The organism is Planotetraspora kaengkrachanensis, assembly GCF_016862895.1.
Lineage (GTDB): Bacteria > Actinomycetota > Actinomycetes > Streptosporangiales > Streptosporangiaceae > Planotetraspora > Planotetraspora kaengkrachanensis.
In genome coordinates this window covers 15,496-33,755 of record NZ_BONV01000009.1, presented here as the reverse complement: position 1 = coordinate 33,755, position 18,260 = coordinate 15,496, and the positions used below count along the sequence as shown (strand labels likewise).

Below are 18,260 nucleotides of genomic sequence, written 5' to 3'. Positions count from 1 at the left end.
CGAGGGGCCGGGGCTGACATCACGGACCGGCGCGAGGGGGAAGCGGAACCCCCTGCGCCGGAGCGCCGGAGTTACAGGAGCGCGGCGGCTTCGATGCGCTACGCGGTGCGGGTCTGCCGCCTCAGACGACGGCGCGGGCCCTGACCGCGGCTCGCGGCAGGTGCGGGGAGGTGGTGTGGTCCCCGTGCCTCGCGGCCGGTCTGTGCGCCCGGCCCGGGGGCGTCTCATGCGGCGGCCGACCGGCGGCGGCCGCGTTTCGTCTCAGGTCCTTGGTCCCTGCCGTGCGTAGCGCCATTCGCGTCACCTCGCGTGATCAGGGGACATCACGCACATCTATGTGGAAGTGACATCAAAGTAAAATGCATCACGCAGCGCGTCAACGGGCTGGGATTCCCGGTTGTGAGGACGGGGGAGAAAGGCACGAGCCGGGCCCCCCGAAGCTCCTCGCGGAGCACGGAAGACCCGGCCGTGTCGCAGAATCGGCTTCTCAGGATCGGCGGGCGGCCGCCCTCACCTGCCGGGCCGCACGCCCGGGTGGCCGACTCGCCGGACTACAGGGTGGCGCACTGCCCCGCCTTCGGCCCGCCGACGGTGTTGGAGACGCCGCCGTCACTCGGCGCCGGGGAGTTCCCGGTGCACGACAGCGGCCCGCCGACGTGGTTGCCGGAGACGACGGGCGCCGCCGGCACCTTGTTGTTCTGCACGACGAGCGGGCCGTTCACCGTCGAGCCGTCGATGGTCACCTGGCCCGTCGTGCCGGTGACCGTCACCGGGCCCTTCACCGTCGCCGGCGCGCAGTCGCCGTTCCCGTTGCCGAGCCAGACCCGCACCCCGCCGGTCAACGTGGCAGGGCCGGACACCGTGGTGCCGCACAGCAGGACGTCGACGGCCCCTGACGCCGTCAGCGGCCCGCGCACCTGGGAACCGGACGCGTACAGCCCGGCGCCGGACCGCACGGTCACGGGTCCGTTGACCGTCGCGCCGTCCAGGCAGGTGACCCCCGAGGAGACGGTCAGCGGTCCGTTGTGGGTCCCCGTGACCGTCGTCGTGCACGCCGGGACGCCGGTCGCGTCGACCGTGAAGCCGGCGGTCACGGTGGCGGCGCCGCTCGACACGGTCACCTTCGCCTCGTACACCCCGGACCCGGCGTACGTGTGGTCGCCGCTGACCGTGTAGAGGCCGTTGACGGTCTGGTTGGTGGCCTCCCTGCCGCTCAGCGTGCCGGTCGAGCTGGTGCCGTCGCCCCACTCGATGGTGGCGGTCAGCGCGCCGAGCGTCTTGCCGGGAGCGGCCAGGGTCGCCAGCGCCCCGGTGATCGTGTTCCGGTCGCTGAGCGAACGGTCCCCGGCCACCAGGTCGAGGCCCCACGGCACGTTGGGCGTCGCGTAGAAGTTCTGGTTGCGCGCCTGCCAGCGTCCGCCCTGCGCGGCGTCGCGGACCTTGAAGGAGGCCGTCGTGCGGTCGGGGTGGTCGGGTCCGGCCTTCGGGGACCAGCCGATCTCCGCGATGGCCGTGAGGCGGGGGAAGGCCATGAACTCGATCTGCGCGAGGTTCTTGACGGTCTCCGTCCACAGCGGCGCCTCGACGCCGATGATGTTGGCGTCCGTCACCGCGGGCAGCGTGTTGCCGCCCACCGTGCGCGCAGGGATGAGCGTGCTCGGCTCCCAGTTGTAGAAGACGTCGATGTCGCAGGTGCAGGCCCAGGTGGTCCCGAGCGGCGTGCCCGAGTTGTACTTCATGTCCAGGTAGGTCTTGTTGGCCGGGGACATGACGATCTTCATGCCCTTCTGGACCGCGGTGCGCCCCGAGTCGCCGCCCGACCCGTTCGGGGAGGTGCCCCAGTACTGCACGACGCCCTGGGGCATCTCCGGGTCGGTCCCGAAGGGTGCCTCGCCGATCTCGTTCCAGCCCATCGCGATCTTGCCCTGGGCCTTCACGATCTTGGATTCGCGGGTGATGAAGCTCTGGTACGCGGAGGCGGGCAGCAGCGCCGTCGAGACCTCGTCACCGCCCATGTGGAAGTACGGCCCGGGGGTCAGGGCGGACAACTGCTCGATGATGTCCGTGGTGATCTGCCAGGTGAGCGGGCTGTCCGGGCACAGGGCGCTGTAGTTCACCGCATTGCTGAGGTTCCAGACCGGCGGCTTCTTGTTGCTGCAGTTGATGCTCGGGTCGTAGATCGCGCCGCCCCTGTACGCCTGTGCCTCCGCGGAGGCGTACGACATGATGATCGAGTTGTTGTGCCCGGGGCTGTCGATCTCCGGCACGACCGTGATGAACCGCGACGCGGCGTAGTTCACGACGTCGACGTAGTCGGCCTGGGTCCAGAAGCCGCCGGGGTCGGCGTTGGTGGTCCCGTCGGAGGCCCTGCTGGTGCCGCCGGAGTACTGGCTGCCGATGTCGGTGAGCTCGGGGCGACCGTTGATGGCGATGCGGAAGCCCTGGTCGTCGCTGAGGTGCAGGTGCAGGGTGTTCACCTTGTACGCCGCGATCTCGTCGATGTAGGTCTTGACCACCGACACCGGCTCGAAGTGCCGTCCGATGTCGAGCATCGCACCGCGGTAGCCGTACCGGGGATAGTCGGAGATCTGGACCCCGGGGACCGTCCACGCGGCCGGCTGCGGCGTCCTGCTCTCGATCCAGACGGGGAACAACTGCCGGAGCGTCTGCACGCCGTTGAACAGGCCGTGCCCGTTGGCCGCGGTGATCGTGATTCCGCTGTGCGTGACGGCCAGCTTGTAGCCCTCGTCGGCGGGGACGCCCGGGTCGCCGACGACCAGGGAGATGTCGCCGGTCGCCGCGGAGCCCTGCGACACCGGCAGCGCGTAGCCCGTGGACGGCCGGAGCACGGCGGCCAGTTGGTCGGCCACCCCGGCGGCGGCGGGATCGTCGGCCACGATGCGTGCGCCGGATCCGAGCGTGAAGCTCTCCCCGGCCGAGGCGGCCAGCGAGACCGGGAGAGGAACGATCTGGGGTGAGGCCGGCGAGGTCGAGGCCGTGTCGGCGTGTGCCGCACCGGTCGCGACGACGCCGGTGAGCGAGGTGGCGAGGAGCGCGCCGATGGTCAAGGCGGAGAAGGCGCGGGACCGGGGTCGTGGACCGGAGCCGCGGTTCCTCCTCTGCTCGCGCTTCGCCGGCAGGAACGAGATCTTCACGTCACTCCTTAGATCGGGGGGTACCGCATATCTCCAGCGCGGGACCGCGTTCGGGCATTGGTGGGACATGTCCGTGCGGATCCGCTCGACGCTGCAGCGTCCGTGCAGCTTCCTGAGTGATGGGGGAGTGTCACGCGGCCAGGAGACCGACCGTCCCGGCGATCCTTCTGCTCATCTCGGTTACCGCCTTGCTCGTGGGGGGTGACTGGTCTATACCGGTTGGCGGTCGTGGGCGGCGGATAGATCCCCGTATGTAGGGATCTCAGGGTGTCAGGGTAAACAGACGGCAAAGTTTTGGTCCAGACCGCCGTGTATCGGATTCGCAACGACGGCGGCTTCTGGGACTGCCGGTCTATACCGGTGACGGCCGCGGCTGCCGTGGGGAGCGCCGCGCGATCTCATGCTCGGCAGTGATTCACTCCGGATCCGGCAGGTTCATCGACGCGAGCCTGGCCGGGGCGATCACGGTCGCGATGGCGACGATCCGGCCGTCGACGACGGTGAACGCCATGACCGAGAGCGGAGTCCCGTCCTCGCGCCAGGAGACGAACCCGGGAAGGCCGTTGACGAGCACCGCTCGCCCTCTCGCGGCCGCGCCGGCGGCGACTCGCGCGGATGCACCTTCGGCGACCTTGGTGGCGCCGAGGATGACGACCACACCGTTGGGGGTGTCGACGGTCAGCTTCACCTCCGGATCGAGCACGCGCAGCAACCCCTCGAAGTCGCCGCGGCGAGCCGCCGCCAGGAAGGCCTGGACCACCTCGCGCTGCTCCCGACCGGCGGACGTCGGCCGCTCGGCCGCCTGCACCTTCCTGCGGGCGCGGCTGGCGAGCATCTTGGCGGCGTCGGCGGACCTGCCGAGGATCTGGCCGATCTCGTCGAACGGCACCCCGAACAGGTCGTGCAGCACGAACGCCAGCCGCTCTCCCGGCCCGAGCGAATCCAGGACGACCAGGAGCGCGAGCCCGACCGAGTCCGCGAGCGCCACGTCGTCCTCCGGCGCGGGGCCGTCGTCGGCCGCCACGACGAGTTCGGGCAGCCGGTCGTCGTAGGACGCCTCAGGACGCGTCTGGCGCGACCGCAGGACGTCGAGGCTGATCCGGCCGACCACCGTGGTCAGCCAGCCCGCGAGGTTGTGGATGGTCGCGGCGTCGTGGCGGGCCAGGCGCAGCCAGGCCTCCTGGACCACGTCCTCGGCGTCGGCGTGCGATCCGAGCATGCGGTAGGCGACCGCGCGCAACCGGTCGCGCTGGGCCTCGAACGCCTCGCCCACCGGGTCCGCCGGGCTGATGTCGGACATGTTGTTACCTTCCTCGGATCTGCTCCGTCATGGGTGATGACGGGCCCAGAGGGGCCCGGGTAACCGATGAGGGAGCAAGACCGATGGAAGCACGCCTGAAGAGCCCGGCGAATCCCGACGTGATGACGGCGATCCAGCACCTTTACAAGGCGATCCACGCCGGCGGCGTCGACCCGCTCGTGCTCGGGCTGGTCCACCTGCGGGCCAGCCAGATCAACGGCTGCAGCCCGTGCGTCTTCGCCGGGGTGGCGGCGGCCAAGAAGCACGGGGAGACCGACGAGCGGCTGCACAACGTGGTCGCCTGGCGCGAGACGCCCTTCTTCACCGAGGCGGAGCGAGCCGCGCTCGCGCTGACCGAGGCCGCCACCCGGATCCAGGACGGCGCGCCAGGTGTGACCGACGAGATCTGGGACGCCGCCGCCGCCCACTTCGACGAGGGGCAACTGTCCGCGATCAACCTGGAGATCGCGCTGACCAACTTCTTCAACCGGATCAACCGGACGATCCAGGAGCAGGCCGGTAAGGCCTGGTGAGCCCGGCAAGCGCGCCCATCTACCACGCCACATCGGGCCGCCGTGCCCGGACGCGGCGGGTGAGCTCGGCCGCGTCGGCGATCCCGGCGGTGTCGGTCAGGGCGAGGACGCGGGCCTGCGGGCACACGGTCCGGGCGATCCGGGCGAGGACGTCTCCCGGGGGCGTCTGGACGAACAGGGTCGTGCCGAGTTCGCCGAGCAGGGCGGTGGCGTCACGCCACCGCAGCGTGACGGCGACGCCGCGGGCGAGGTCGCCGAGAACGGCGCCGGAGTCGTGGAGGACACGGCCGGTCGAGCCGCTGAGGCAGGGGACGGCGAGCAGGCGCCGGGGGATCGAGCCGAGGTGATCGGCCATCGCGTCGGCGACGCAGTCGAGCAGCGGGCAGTGGGAGGGGACGCCGACGCTCAGACGCCGGACGCGCCGGGCGCCTGCCCGGTCGGCCGCCGCGCTGAGGCGGTCAAGGGCGCGGACGCTCCCGGCGACCACGACCTGCTGGTCGGTGTTGACGATGGCCAGGTAGGCCGGGTCGCCGGGGGTGGTGGCCGACGCGACCAGGCGCCGGACCTGCGGCACTCCCAGCCCGAGGACCGCGGCCATGCCGTACCCGGAGGGATAGGCGTCGCGCATCAGCTCGCCGCGACGGCGGACGGCCGACAGGGCCTCCTCGAAGGTCAGCGCCCCGGCGGCGACGGCGGCGGGGAACGCCCCGGCGGAGTGCCCGGCCACGGCGTCGGGGACGGCGCCTTCCGCGGCGAGGGCTCTGGTCGCGGCCACCCCGGCGACGCACAGCGCGACCTGTGCGGTGACGGTCGACGCCAGCGCCTTCGCGTCGTCGCACCGGGAGGAGCCGGGCAGGACGTTCTCGGCCTCGGCGAGGGCCGCGGCGACGGCCGGGTGGCCGGGCAGGTCTCGGAGCATCCCCGGCCGCTGGGCGCCCTGGCCGGGGTAGAGGAACGCGACCGTCATCCGCGGTGCCACGGGTCGTCCACCAGGTGCGGGCCGCCGGCGGTGCGGGCCATGACGGGACCGCCGGTTCGGGCCCATTCGACGAGGCTGATCCCCCCGCACGGGGTCTCCACCTGGCAGTCGACCGCACAGGGGAGAGCGCTGAACGCGGTCACCAGCTCCGCGGCCTCGGTTGGCTCCAGTCTCCGCGGCGCCCGCAGCAGCAGGTCCAGGTCGCTTCCGGAGTGGGTGGCCCGATGGCCGCTGGCCAGTTCGAAACCGACGCCTCCGATCGGGCCCCAGGAGGCGACGGCGCCCGGCTCCTCTCCGAGCCCGGGTTCGCCGGCCAGCACCCGGGCGACGGCGCAGAGGGTGGCGGCCAGCCGGGGGAGGCCGGGCCGCCGCGGGCTCAGCTCTTCCGGCGGCACGCGGAGGGTCACCGCGCCGGCGGCGACGAGGGCGGCGTGACGCTGCCCGCGCGCGGGCCCGCGTACGCCGATCGGGATCAGGCCGGGAGGCCGCGGCGCCCGCCGTACGACGACCCAGGGGCAGGCGGCGAGCGCCGCGCGGGCCCAGGCGGGGAGCGCGGCATCGAGCGCCGCGGCCCCGGTGAGTCGCAGCAGGTCGTGCGGCAGCACGGTCACCGCCATTGATCGGCGAGGGCCTCGCGGACGCGACGGGAGGCCGTCCGGGTCTGTCGAGCTCCGGGAGAGTTGAGGCGGTTGCCCAGGTCGCGGGGGCCGCGGCGGGCGCGCTCGACGGCGGCGGCGAGTTCGCCCTTCACCGCTCGCGTGTCCCGCTCCGTGGGGTCGTCCGCGTTCTCCACGTTCAGGAGTCCGTCGCACAGGCCGAGCCGCGCCCAGTCGTTGACGTCGTAGGACAGCGGCGGGATCCGCCGGGCCAGCTCGTCGAGCTCGTCGACGGTGCGAAGGGTCACCTTCGCCGCGGCCTTCTTGTGCATGGCGTGAATCACGACGCCGGGGTCGTCGAGCGCCAGGATCTGGTTCGCCTGCATTCCGTGCGCGAGCAGCCCGCCCGACAGCGCCGTCCCGACGATGAGTGTGATCACGGGGTGTCCGGCGAACCGCGCGGACGCGTAGGCGTCCACGGCGGCGGCCAGCGCGTGGTGGATGCCGAGCAGCTCCTCGAGCCGTCCGTATGCCTGGCTGGGCAGGTCGACGACCGCGATGATCGGGCGGCGGTGTCCGTCGGGCAAATGCGCGTCCTCCGTGAGGGCCTCGGTCACCGTCTCCGCCAGGGCGAGCCCTTCACGGAGACCGACCTCGCCTCTCCGCGCCCGGGGATAGGGGCTGTGCGGGTCCGGCACGACCGCGACCAGGCGCCCGGTGTCCGCCCCGAGCGTGACGTCGCCCGTGACGACCGAGGGCACCACGGCGGTCACGTCGCCGTCGGCGAGGGCACGGGTCCAGTTCCTGCCGCGGCTCATCGCCTGTCACCCTCCGCCGGTACGGCTCGCGCCCAGACGGCGGCGAGATCGGCCGGCTCCGGCGGATCGGCCGGGTCGACGGCGTCGAGGCGCGTCCGCGACTCGCGGAGCCGCCGGGAGCGGTGCTCACCCGGCGCGCCGCGCCCCGCCGCCTCGATCACGGCGGACCGTACGGCGGCGACGTCGTCGAGGACCAGCACGTCCGCCAGACCGGTCCCTGTGCGTTGCGCGCCGCCGTCGATCGCCCAGATCAGCGTGGGGTCGGAGGCGTCGAACTCGGCGACGCCGGCCTCGGACTCGATCACCTGGGGACCGTTGAGCCCGAGACGGCCCTCTCTGGTCATGATCAATGTGGAGCACAGCCCGGCGGCGATGCTCATTCCGCCGAAGCAGCCCATGCTTCCCGCGATGACGCCGACGACGGGCTGAAGGGCGCGTAACTCCAGCAGCGCGGAGCAGACCTCCGCGACCGTGGCCAGGCCGAGGTTGGCCTCCTGAAGGCGGACGCCTCCGGTCTCCAGGAGCAGGACCGCGACGGTCGGTGCGCCCTCGCGGGTGTCCCGGGCGGCCAGGGACAGCGAGGCGGCGATCTTCACGCCGGATACCTCGCCAATGCCGCCGCCCTGGAACGCCTGCTCGATGGCGATCACGACCGCCGGCCGTCCGTCGAGGCGTCCCCTGACCACGACGACACCGTCGTCGGACGCCGGGACGACATCCTGGGGTTCCAGCCAGGGCGACTCGATGCGGTCGAAGGGCCCGCACAGCTCGCGCGCGGTGCCGTCGTCGAGCAGAGCGGCGGCGCGGGCCCGGGCGTCGAGCTCTATGAAGCCGACGCGCGCCAGCATCGCGTTCCACCCCGTCTGCCCGTTCGTCTGCCCGTTCGTGTGCCCGTTTCCCGTGGGCGCCGGCGACGTCATGACCTGCCCTCCTCGATGGCCTGACGCAGGCGCAGGGTGACCACGCCCGGGGTGGCTCCGGAGTCGTTGAGCTCGAAGGCGCCGGCGACGCGGTGGCGGGCGAAGAACCGCTCCAGCACGATCCGCCACACCGTGTCGAACCCGTCGACGCTGGTGCGCACGCGCACCCGGGCCGTGCCCGTCGTCTGGGGCGTCATCAGCACCTCCAGATCCCCTGAGCCGACCACCCCGACGTGCGCCCGCCGGGCGGCCGGCCGGTCGGCGGGAAACTCGAAGTTCAGCGTCTGCACGCGACCTCCCCTCGTCCGGTTCCGGCCGACGGTTCCGGCCACGGCACCATGTCGAGGAAGAGAGCGGCGGCGAGCAGGTCGCCGCTCCCGCCCGGTGACAGCCGGCCCGCCCGGAGCCGCCCGTCCAGATCCATGAGCGCCGCACGGCCGGAGTCCGTGCCCGCGCCTCCCTCGGCGAGCACGTGTGAGGCGCCGCGCCTGACCATGCGCAGGCCCTCGGCCCCGCCGCGGTGCAGGACGCAGGTGTCGTCCAGGAGGCTCATCACCTCGAGCAACGCGTCCAACCGGGCCACGTCGCGGCCGGTCCCCGCCGCCGCGGCCCGGCGAAGCCGCGGCAGGGCGACCATCGTGACGTGCGGGAAGCCGGCCGCCGCCTCGCCCCGAGCCCCGCGCACCCCGTGACGCCGCCGTGCCCGTTCTCCGTTGGACGGGGCGCCCGCCGGCACGTGCCGGTCGGGGAGGGCGGCCAGCCGGGCCGCACGGCGGACGCCCTCCCGCTCGTCGCGGGCGCCGGCCGCGCCCGCGACCAGGAGCCCGAGCGCCCACAGCGCCCCGCGGTGCGTGTTCACCCCCCGAGTGGCCCGGAGCATGGCCCGGTCGCCCGCACGGCCGAGCCTGCCGAGTTCCTCGCGGAGTTCGACGCCCACGGCCGTACGCTCCGAGGCGTCCGCGACCGCCAGGAAGACCGGGCGCAGCGCCTCGGCGGAGGCCAGGAGGAGCGGCAGATCCATGTCGTCGTGCGCGCCGCCGCCACGGTGGTCGACCAGGCCGGGCTTGGGACCCAGCCGGGCCTCCGCACGGAGCGCCCGCACCGCCGTCTCGGCCAGCAGGGCCGCGGACGGCGCCGGAGCTCCGCCCGCGATCATCGGCTCGTCACCAGGTCCGGAACCGGGCGGGCGGGTCATAGAGGCCTCCAGACCAGGCGACGAGGTCTTCGACGCTGCGCGCCGCCAGCAGGGAGCGCTTCGCCGCCCGGACGTCGACCCCCAGGTCCTCGGGCAGCGCGACCAGACCGTCGCGGCGCAACGCTTCGACGTGCCGTTCCTTCATGTGACTGCCGATCGGGGTGGCGCCCGCGACGGCGGCCAGCGCCTCGCGCCGGTCGGCCAGGCTGGTGGCCTTGTGGAGGTAGGCCACGCCCTCCTCGGTCACCACGTGGCTGACGTCGTCGCCGTAGATCATGATCGGCGGGATCGGCATGCCCGCGTCCTCGGCCACCTGGACCGCGTCCAGCGACTCGACGAACGCCGGAGTGCCACCTGAGCGGAACGTCTGCGTGATCTGCACGACGAGCTTGCGTCCCCGCAGCGCGGGTGCCTCACCGGTCAGCAGGCTCAACCACGCGGGGGAGGCGTGCCTGCGGCCGTGCGGGTCGTGGCCCATGTTGGGTGCTCCGCCGAAGCCGGTCAGACGGCCCTCGGTGACGGTTGAGGAGTTCGCGTCGGCGTCGATCTGCAGGGACGATCCGATGAACATGTCCACGGCGTACTGGCCGGCCAGTTGGCACAACACCCGGTTCGACCGCAGCGATCCGTCGGGGCCGGTGAAGAACACGTCCGGGCGGGCGGCCACGTACCGCTCCGTCCCCGGCTCCCCGCCGAAACAGTGCACCGACTCGACCCAGCCGCTCTCGATGGCGGGGATGAGCGTCGGATGCGGGTTGAGCGTCCAGTGCCTGCAGATCTTCCCGCGCAGTCCCAGCCGCTCGCCGTAGGTGGGCAGGATGAGTTCGATCGCCGCGGTGTCGTAGCCGATCCCGTGATTCAGCGTCGTCACCCCGTGCCGCTCGTAGATCCCGCGCAGGGCCAGCATGGCCATCAGGATGTCCACCTGCCCGATGTGGCGGGGATCCCGGGTGAACAGCGGCTCCAGTGCGTACGGCCGGGGGCTCTCCACGACCAGGTCCACCCAGTCGCCGGGGATGTCCACCCGGGGCACCCTGTCCACCAGCCGGTTGACCTGGACCAGCACCACACCGCCGCGGAACGCCGCGGCCTCGGCGATGGTGGGGGTGTCCTCCGTGCCCGGGCCGGTGTAGAGGTTCCCCTCGTGGTCGGCCTGTTCGGCGCACAGCAGCGCGACGTCGGGCGTGAGGTCGACGAACATCCGCGCGTACAACTCGACATAGGTGTGGATCGCGCCCACGTCGACCGTGCCGTCGGCGAGCAGTTGCGCCATGCGGACGCTCTGCGGGCCGGCGTAGGCGAAGTCGAGGCGCCGGGCCACGCCGCGCTCGAAGACGTCCAGGTGCTCACGCAGGCTGATCGAGGAGATCAGCAGATGCAGGTCGTGCACCACGTCCGGATCGCAGTCGGCGAGCGCCCCGGCGAGGAAGTCCGCCTGTTTCTGGTTGTCGCCTTCGAGCGCGACCCGGTCGCCCGGCCGCAGCAACGCGTGGAGGGCGTCGCGCATCCGCCCGGCGTCCAGCACCCGGCCTGAGACGAAGGGCCGCACGGCCTCCAGCCGCTCCCGTTTCGCCGTGCGCCGCCGGGTCCAGTCGCGGGCTGCCGCCCTGGTGGGACCGCGCGATGCCGTCATCCGTCCGTGATGCTCGAACGGCGTCGCGATTAACTCAAATGGGGTTAAAACGTCCCCGCTGTGGGTGGGACGGCGCTGGACGCGCGGTTCCGGAAGCAGCTGATCAGAAAGCTTTCAGAAGTGGAGTAAACCCTTTGCGACCCGCTTTGCGAGGCCGATATCGTCCCCGGGCCGTCCATCGTTCTGGACCGGCGCCGTGGATGAGGAGGTGGGCGGAGCATGCGCGGAAGCGCCCGGCGGCCGAGGCCAGGTCCCGACATCATCCCCTTCACCGTGGAGACATCGTGCCGATCCGCGTCACCCCGCTGACCGACCCCGACCGCACCCCGAACGGCCACCGCCTGGCCTGGCTCGCGTCCGACGCCGACGCGATCCCGCTGGGGGCGGCGTTCCTGCGTCTGTTCACCCGGGACGGCGAGAGCCACCGGGCCGAGCTGGACCTGCGCGTCCACCCTGCCGAGCGGCGCAGGGGCGTCGGCTCGCTCCTCCTGGACGCGGCGGTGGCCGCGGCCCGCGGCGAGGGCAGGCGCTGCGTCATCACCCAGGCCGAGGCCGGCTCGCCCGGCGACCTGTTCCTGGCGGCCAGAGGGTTCCGCAGGGTCCTCACCCTCAGGTTCACCCGGCTGCCGCTGGCGACCGTGGACCTCGCGGCCCTGACCGAGATCGTCGAGCGTCCGCATCCCGGTTACAGGCTGGCCGCCTGGGACGGGGTCGTCCCCGACGACCTCGCGGAGACCTTCACCGCCTCGCGCCGGGCCATGGACGACATGCCCATGGACGAGACCGACTACGGGACGGTGGTCTGGGACGTCGAGCGGGTCCGGGACGCGGCGCACGCCGTCGAAAAGCGCGGTGACCTCCTGCACACCGTCGCCGCCGTCGACGAGTCCGACGGCACGATCGCGGGGTTCACCGAACTGGTCGTGCCGGGCGACGGCAGGGGCGACGCGCAGCACTACGGCACCGGCGTGCTCCCCGAGCACCGCGGGCGCGGCCTCGGCCGGTGGATGAAGGCCGAGGCGATCCGGCTGGCCCGTGTGCGGCACCCCGACCTCGGCGGCCTGCTGGCCGACACCGCCGACGGCAACGCCCCCATGAGAAGGATCAACGACGAGTTCGGTTACACGCCGACGCACACGACGTTCGAGTACCAACTCGATCTCTAGAAAGTGCCGCCTGGATCGTGCCGGGAGCGCTTCCGGGAAAGCCGGTTTCCTGACAAGATCCAACATGGGCGGTCATCGGTGACCTCTGTTCGTTTCCGAAGATGGGCGAGCGCGGATGGATCCTCTCCAGCCGGGCGATCCGGCACAGGTCGGTTCGTACCGGCTCTTGGGACGTCTCGGCGCGGGGGGAATGGGGCAGGTCTTCTTCGGCCGCTCACCGGGGGGACGCCCGGTCGCCGTCAAGCTCATCCGTCCCGAGCACGCCGGCAACGAGCAGTTCCGCACCCGGTTCGCCCGCGAGGTCGAGGCCGCCCGGAGCGTGGGCGGATTCCACACAGCGCCGGTCGTCGACGCCGACCCGGCCGCCGACCCGCCGTGGATGGTGACGGCCTACATTCCGGGGCCCTCGCTGCAGGAGGCCGTCGTCCGGTACGGCGCCCTGCCGCCGGAGGCGATCCGGTCCCTGGGCGCGGGACTGGCCGAGGGCCTGGCCGCCATCCACAGGGCCGGGCTCGTACACCGGGACCTGAAACCCGCCAACGTGATCCTGGCCTCCGACGGCCCACGCGTGATCGACTTCGGCATCGCCCGCGCCCTGGACGGCGCCGGCGGCGTCACGCACACCGGCGCCGTCGTCGGGACCTTCGCCTACATGTCGCCCGAGCAGGTGCGGGCGGAACCGGTGGGCCCGGCCGGCGACGCCTTCTCCCTGGGGTGCGTCCTGGCCTTCGCCGCGACGGGTCACAGCCCCTTCGACGCGGGGTCCATCGCCGCCGTCGTGCACCGCGTCACCAGTGAGGCGCCCGACCTCGAGGGCGTGCCCGCCGACCACGGGCTGCGCGATCTGATCGAAGCCTGCCTGGCCAAGGCCCCGGCGGGCAGGCCGTCCATGGGCGACGTCCTGATGCGGCTGAGCGAACCCGGCGCGGGAGACCTGCCGCCCACCGTCGTCGACATGATCACCTCGAAGGAGTCGCAGTCCCGCGCCGCCCTCGAGGGGTCCGGCGGCCATGCGGCGACGGAGCACCTGGAGCCGCCGCCGCAGCCGCAGCGCGCTCCCTCGCTGATCAGGCGTCGTGCCTTCCTTGTCGGCGGGCTCGCCGCCGCGGCCGCGGTCACCGTGCCCGTGGTCGTCGTGCTCGCGAACTCCGGCGATCCAGGGGCGGCCGGCGCCGCGCCGAGCCGTTCCGCGACACCGAAGATCACCGCCCGGGCCGAGTTCGCCACCCAGACCGAGGTCGTCGTGAGCCCGCCCGCCGCGGTCCTCACCTACGAAGGCTCGCCCGGCGACCCCTCCGTCACCCAGATGGACTTCAGCCCCGACGGCAAGATCCTCGCCTGCGGGAACGGCTCGGGCGACGTCCGCCTGTGGGACGTGGCCGCCCGGCGGTCCCTCGGCGACCTGGAGGGCCACGACGACGCCGTCAGATCCGTGGCGTTCAGCCCGGACGGCAGGACGCTCGCCAGCGGCGGCCTCGACGGGACCATCCGGCTGTGGGACGTGGCCTCCAGGCGCACCACTTCCGTCCTCGACGAGCACCTCGACTACGTCTGGACGGTGGTGTTCAGCCCCGACGGCAAGACGCTGGCGAGCGCGGGATGGGACGACAGCGTCCGTTTGTGGGACGTCGCGACGGGGCGCACCGTCGACGTGCTCACCACCGACACCAGCGCCTTCGGAACCGCCTTCAGCCCCGACGGCGAGATCATCGCCAGCAGCGACGACGCGACCGTACGGCTGTGGGACGCATCGACGGGCCGCCCGGTGGCCGTGTTCCCCGAAGAAGCGGACACGGTCGACGACATCGCCTTCAGCCCGGACGGCAGGACGCTCGCCGGCGCCAGCGGCGACGAGGTCGTGTTATGGGACGTCGGCACCAGGCGCGTCATCGGCACCCTGTTCGGACACACCGACAGCGTCACCTCGGTGGAGTTCAGCCCGGACGGTGGCACGCTCGCCAGCAGTTCCTTCGACACCTCCGTCCGCCTGTGGGACATGACCTTCAGCCGGCCCACCCGGGTTCTGAACGGACACACCGACGTCGTCCTGTCGGTGGAGTTCAGCCCCGACGGAGGAACCCTGGCCAGCGGAAGCGGCGACCTGACCGTGCGCCTGTGGGACGTGCGGCAGTGACGTCGGCCCCGGTGCGCCGGACCACCGCGTCGTGTCACGCCTCCGCGTGGTCGTCGACGGGCACTCGCAGCCGGGCCAGCGCGTGGTCGGAGGGGCTCCCGGGGGTGGCCTGACCCACGATGAGCTTCTGGCCGGGGTCGCTGGGGATGTCGAAGATCTGGAAGTGAATCGTCACGGCGCCCACTTCGGGATGGCGGAAGCGGATCGAGGGGTTGGTCTTGGCGCGCACCTCATGGCGGGCCCACATCCGGCGGAAGTCGTCACTGGCTTCCGAGAGTTCCTCGACCAGTTCGACCAGGTCCGGGTCGTCGTAGTCCGACCCCGCCACGGCGTGCAGGTGGGCGACCTTGGCGCGGGCCTCCTGCTCCCAGTCGCGGTAGAACTGGCGTGACGCGGGGTTGAGGAAGGTCATCCGCAGCAGGTTGTCGCTGCCGTCCATCCCCGCGTAGAAGGCGGTGGTCAGTGAATTGACGGCCAGGACGTCCCCCCAGCGGTTCACCACGAACGCGAGCGCGTGCTCGCACCGCTCGATGAGCCGGGCCACCTCGATATCGACCCGGTCCTCAGGCCCGGGGATCGGGACCCGGCTCCGGGGGCGCGCGAGCTCGAACATGTGCTCGCTCGTTTCGCGGTCGAGTCGCAGGACGCGCGCGAGTGCGTCGAGCACCTGGTCCGACGGATGGCGGTCCCTGCCCTGCTCGAGCCTGACGTAGTAGTCGGTGCTGACGCCGGCCAGCATGGCCACCTCGTCGCGGCGCAGTCCGGGTGTCCTGCGGTGGTCGCCGGTAGGCGGCAGCCCGACCTGGTCAGGGGTCATGAGTTGCCGCCGAGCGCGGAGGAACTCACCAAGATGGTTCCTCATACCGGACAGGCTAGAAACATTCATCTCAAACCAGGGCAAAAGGTTGGTAGGCGCAGGTTCAGATTGCCTTCCGGACGGTGACGGCGGTCACTTCAGAGCGGGGGTTTGCGCCATTCCTGTACTTTGGTGCCGGGTTCGCCGGGAAGTCTGGTCGGCATCGGGACTTCCGAGGAGACGTCGTGCAAGGCGTGCAGATCGTCCTTTTCCTGGTGGCGGTGGCGACGGTCGTCGCGACGTTCGCCGAGCGCGTCAGCGTTCCCGCCCCGTCGCTACTGGTCGTCGCGGGCCTGATCGTCGGGCTCTTCCCCATCGCCGGGCGGATTCACGTCACTCCGGAGCTCGTCAGCCTGGTGGTCCTGCCCCCGCTGCTCTACGCGGCGGGAGAGGAGCTGTCCTGGCGGGAGCTGAAGCGGCTCTGGCGGCCGGTCACCCTGCTCGCGGTCGGGCTCGTCCTGGTCTCCGCCGCCGCTGTGGGGTTCGTCACAGCGATGCTGACTCCGCTCTCGCCGGCGCTGGGATTCGTGCTCGGCGCGGTCCTGGCGAGCACCGACCCGGTGGCCGTCACCGCGCTGGGCCGCAGGCTCGCGCTGCCGCCCCGGCTGCAGACCCTCGTCCAGGCGGAAAGCCTGTTCAACGACGCCACCAGCCTCATCCTGTTCCGGATCGCCACCGCGGCCGCGGTGGCCGGCGGCGCGGTCGGCTGGACCGGCGTCGCCGTCGACTTCGTCCGGCTGGCCGGTGGCGGGGTGCTGGCCGGAGCGGTGGTCGCCGCAGGCGTCGGGTGGGTGCGGCGCCGCACGGAGGATCCGATCGTGGAGAGCGTGATCGCCCTCATCGTCCCCTATCTGGCCTACGTGTCGGCCGAGGCCGTCCACGCCTCCGGGGTGACCGCGGTGATCGTGGCCGCCGTCATCCTCGGCATCCGGCAGCACGAGCTGACCAACCCCGGCACCCGGCTCCAGTTGTCCGCCGTGTACGGCACGCTGATCTTCCTGCTGGAAAGCGTCGTCTTCAGCCTCATCGGACTGCAGTTGCCCGGCCAGATCCGCGATCTGTCCGCGGCCGAGCAGTCATGGGCCCCCGCCGTCCTCGCCATCGCGTTGACGCTGGTCGTGGTCCGGGTGGCCTGGATGTTGCCCCTGGCGGCGTTCCAGCAGTGGCGCTCGGGAGGACGCCTGCGCCCGTCCTGGCAGGTGCCCGCGGTGGTCTCCTGGGCGGGCGCCCGCGGCGTGGTGCCGCTCGCCGCGGCCCTGTCCATCCCACTGACCACCGCCTCCGGACTGCCGCTGCCTCATCGCAGCCTGCTGATGGTCCTGGCGACCGGCGTCATCGTCGTGTCCCTGATCGCGCAGGGATTCACGCTCGCGCCCCTGGTCAGGCTCTCCGGCCTGGCGGTCAGCCCTGACCACACCCAGGCCGAGTACGTCCGGGCGCGGCGGCGGCTCACCGAGATCGCCGCCGGTTACATCGAGCAGATCGAGGACCTCGAGGCCGCTCCTCCGGCGGTGCTGGCACACGTCCGGCGCTCGCTGCAGGCGCAGATGGATCTCGACCAGGAGTCCGAGGACCTCACCGGCGCCTACGGCCGGATGCGCCGCGACGTGCTCGCCGTGCAGAGCGACGCGCTCACGCGCATGTACGCCGACGGCGAGATCGGGCCGGAGACGCACCGCCGGCTCCAGCGCCACTTCGACCGGCAGGACCAGCGCTTCACCGACCCCTGACACTCCGGTTCACGGCTCCCTCCCGGGGTGATGATCGTGAGGACGGCCCGCCCCGCGTGCCCGTGAACCGGATAACCTCGCGGGGTGAACGGCACATCGCGTCCCGGTCGCCGGCCCGCCCGCGCCGCCGCGCCCTGTCCCTGCGGCCTGCCCGCCGCCTACGACGAGTGTTGTGGCCGGTTCCACGCCGGTCAGGCCGCGCCGTCGGCGGAGGCGCTCATGCGCTCGCGCTACGCCGCCTTCGCGGTCGAGGACGAGGCCTACCTGCTGCGCACGTGGCATCCCAGCACCAGGCCGGCGCGCGTCGACTTCGAGCGGGGCCTTCGGTGGACCGGGCTCGAGATCGAGGAGGTCTCCGGGGGAAGCCCCTTCCACACCACGGGCACCGTCACCTTCCGCGCCGCCTACACCCATCGCGGGCAGCCCGGTGAGCAGCGCGAGCAGAGCAGGTTCACCCGGCACGAGGGCGCCTGGGTCTACCTCGACGCCGTCGTCACGGCCTGAGCCGGGGGAGCCGCCGGCCCGGCGCCGGGGCCCGGGCTCATATGATCAGGAGCCGTACGCAGCGCACCCGCAGCACGAGGAGAACAGCGATGGCGGCCCGTATCGAGCACCTGGTCACCGCGGGCGTCTTTTCGCTCGACGGAGGCGTCTGGGACGTCGAGAACAACGTCTGGATCGTCGGAGACGACACCGAGGCGATCGTGATCGACGCCGCACACGACGCGGACGCCATCGCCGAGGCGCTCGGCGGGCGGACCCTCCGCGCGATCGTGTGCACGCACGCGCACAACGACCACATCGACGCCGCTCCGGCGCTGGCCGCCCGCACGGGCGCCCCCATCCTCCTGCACCCGGGCGACCTGCCGTTGTGGAAGCAGACCCACGCGGACCGGCTGCCCGACGCCGACCTGGCCGACGGGCAGGTGCTGTCGGTGGCGGGCGTCGGCCTCACCGTGCTGCACACCCCCGGCCACGCTCCCGGCGCCGTCTGCCTGCACGCGCCCGACCTCGACGAGCACGGCACCGTGTTCACCGGAGACACCCTGTTCCACGGGGGACCGGGCGCCACCGGCAGGTCGTTCTCCGACTTCCCCACGATCATCGACTCGATCCGTGACCGCCTCCTGGCCCTTCCGCCGCACACGCGCGTGCGCACCGGTCACGGCGAGTCGACCACCATCGCCGCCGAGGCTCCCCACCTGGAGGAGTGGATCGCGCGCGGCCACTGAGCCGGCCCGCCGT

At 72.3% G+C, this 18,260-nt stretch carries 16 protein-coding genes; 6 read left to right on the top strand and 10 right to left on the bottom strand.

Features of this window, described 5'->3' with window-relative positions; all coding sequences use genetic code 11:
- Positions 1-551: 551 nt before the first annotated feature.
- Both Pka01_RS12535 and Pka01_RS12530 read right to left on the bottom strand, forming a co-directional pair.
- Positions 552-3,155, bottom strand: coding sequence for a family 20 glycosylhydrolase (locus tag Pka01_RS12535; protein WP_203882875.1), 2,604 nt, complete (start codon positions 3,153-3,155; stop codon positions 552-554).
- A 415-nt stretch (positions 3,156-3,570) separates the two neighbouring features.
- Positions 3,571-4,455, bottom strand: a complete 885-nt coding sequence (locus tag Pka01_RS12530) for a sigma-70 family RNA polymerase sigma factor (RefSeq protein WP_203882874.1) — start codon at positions 4,453-4,455, stop codon at positions 3,571-3,573.
- A gap of 83 nt (positions 4,456-4,538) precedes the next feature.
- Between Pka01_RS12530 and Pka01_RS12525 the strand changes: the two genes are divergently transcribed.
- A complete protein-coding gene (locus tag Pka01_RS12525) occupies positions 4,539-4,988 on the top strand; it encodes a carboxymuconolactone decarboxylase family protein (protein ID WP_203882873.1) in 450 nt (149 codons plus the stop codon).
- A gap of 19 nt (positions 4,989-5,007) precedes the next feature.
- On the opposite strand, the gene Pka01_RS12520 is transcribed toward Pka01_RS12525, so the two are convergent.
- The 7 genes from Pka01_RS12520 to mdcA are packed head-to-tail and all read right to left on the bottom strand — an operon-like array spanning position 5,008 to position 11,129.
- Positions 5,008-5,967, bottom strand: coding sequence for an acyltransferase domain-containing protein (locus tag Pka01_RS12520; RefSeq protein ID WP_203882872.1), 960 nt, complete (start codon positions 5,965-5,967; stop codon positions 5,008-5,010).
- Entirely contained in the window at positions 5,952-6,584 is a 633-nt protein-coding gene (locus Pka01_RS12515) for a malonate decarboxylase holo-ACP synthase (RefSeq protein ID WP_203882871.1), read from the bottom strand. Before Pka01_RS12515 ends, Pka01_RS12520 begins: the two co-directional genes overlap by 16 nt.
- Positions 6,575-7,381, bottom strand: coding sequence for a biotin-independent malonate decarboxylase subunit gamma (mdcE, locus tag Pka01_RS12510; protein ID WP_203882870.1), 807 nt, complete (start codon positions 7,379-7,381; stop codon positions 6,575-6,577). The genes Pka01_RS12515 and mdcE overlap by 10 nt, the downstream gene beginning before the upstream one ends.
- A complete protein-coding gene (locus Pka01_RS12505) occupies positions 7,378-8,301 on the bottom strand; it encodes a biotin-independent malonate decarboxylase subunit beta (protein WP_203882869.1) in 924 nt (307 codons plus the stop codon). Before Pka01_RS12505 ends, mdcE begins: the two co-directional genes overlap by 4 nt.
- Positions 8,298-8,591, bottom strand: a complete 294-nt coding sequence (locus Pka01_RS12500; RefSeq protein WP_203882868.1) for a malonate decarboxylase subunit delta — start codon at positions 8,589-8,591, stop codon at positions 8,298-8,300. Before Pka01_RS12500 ends, Pka01_RS12505 begins: the two co-directional genes overlap by 4 nt.
- The gene (locus Pka01_RS12495) at positions 8,579-9,496 is read right to left on the bottom strand and encodes a triphosphoribosyl-dephospho-CoA synthase (RefSeq protein ID WP_203882867.1); all 918 of its coding nucleotides are present in this window, start codon (positions 9,494-9,496) and stop codon (positions 8,579-8,581) included. Before Pka01_RS12495 ends, Pka01_RS12500 begins: the two co-directional genes overlap by 13 nt.
- Complete coding sequence (gene mdcA, locus Pka01_RS12490; RefSeq protein WP_203882866.1) at positions 9,465-11,129, bottom strand: malonate decarboxylase subunit alpha; 1,665 nt, start codon at positions 11,127-11,129, stop codon at positions 9,465-9,467. The genes Pka01_RS12495 and mdcA overlap by 32 nt, the downstream gene beginning before the upstream one ends.
- Before the next feature lie 284 nt (positions 11,130-11,413).
- Here mdcA and Pka01_RS12485 point away from each other — a divergent pair, with 284 nt between their 5' ends.
- Together Pka01_RS12485 and Pka01_RS12480 are read left to right on the top strand one after the other, a co-directional pair.
- Positions 11,414-12,295 carry a GNAT family N-acetyltransferase gene (locus tag Pka01_RS12485; protein ID WP_203882865.1) on the top strand — a complete coding sequence of 294 codons (882 nt, stop codon included), beginning with the start codon at positions 11,414-11,416 and terminating at the stop codon, positions 12,293-12,295.
- Between the two features lie 115 nt (positions 12,296-12,410).
- The gene (locus Pka01_RS12480) at positions 12,411-14,429 is read left to right on the top strand and encodes a WD40 repeat domain-containing serine/threonine protein kinase (protein WP_239114931.1); all 2,019 of its coding nucleotides are present in this window, start codon (positions 12,411-12,413) and stop codon (positions 14,427-14,429) included.
- A 34-nt stretch (positions 14,430-14,463) separates the two neighbouring features.
- On the opposite strand, the gene Pka01_RS12475 is transcribed toward Pka01_RS12480, so the two are convergent.
- Positions 14,464-15,291, bottom strand: coding sequence for a helix-turn-helix transcriptional regulator (locus Pka01_RS12475; RefSeq protein WP_203882864.1), 828 nt, complete (start codon positions 15,289-15,291; stop codon positions 14,464-14,466).
- 188 nt (positions 15,292-15,479) lie between these two features.
- Here Pka01_RS12475 and Pka01_RS12470 point away from each other — a divergent pair, with 188 nt between their 5' ends.
- From Pka01_RS12470 to Pka01_RS12460, 3 genes are all read left to right on the top strand, one after another.
- Complete coding sequence (locus tag Pka01_RS12470) at positions 15,480-17,015, top strand: Na+/H+ antiporter (protein WP_203882863.1); 1,536 nt, start codon at positions 15,480-15,482, stop codon at positions 17,013-17,015.
- Between the two features lie 84 nt (positions 17,016-17,099).
- Complete coding sequence (locus tag Pka01_RS12465) at positions 17,100-17,519, top strand: YchJ family protein (protein WP_239114930.1); 420 nt, start codon at positions 17,100-17,102, stop codon at positions 17,517-17,519.
- An 89-nt stretch (positions 17,520-17,608) separates the two neighbouring features.
- Positions 17,609-18,247, top strand: a complete 639-nt coding sequence (locus Pka01_RS12460) for an MBL fold metallo-hydrolase (RefSeq protein WP_203882862.1) — start codon at positions 17,609-17,611, stop codon at positions 18,245-18,247.
- The last annotated feature ends 13 nt before the right edge of the window (positions 18,248-18,260 follow it).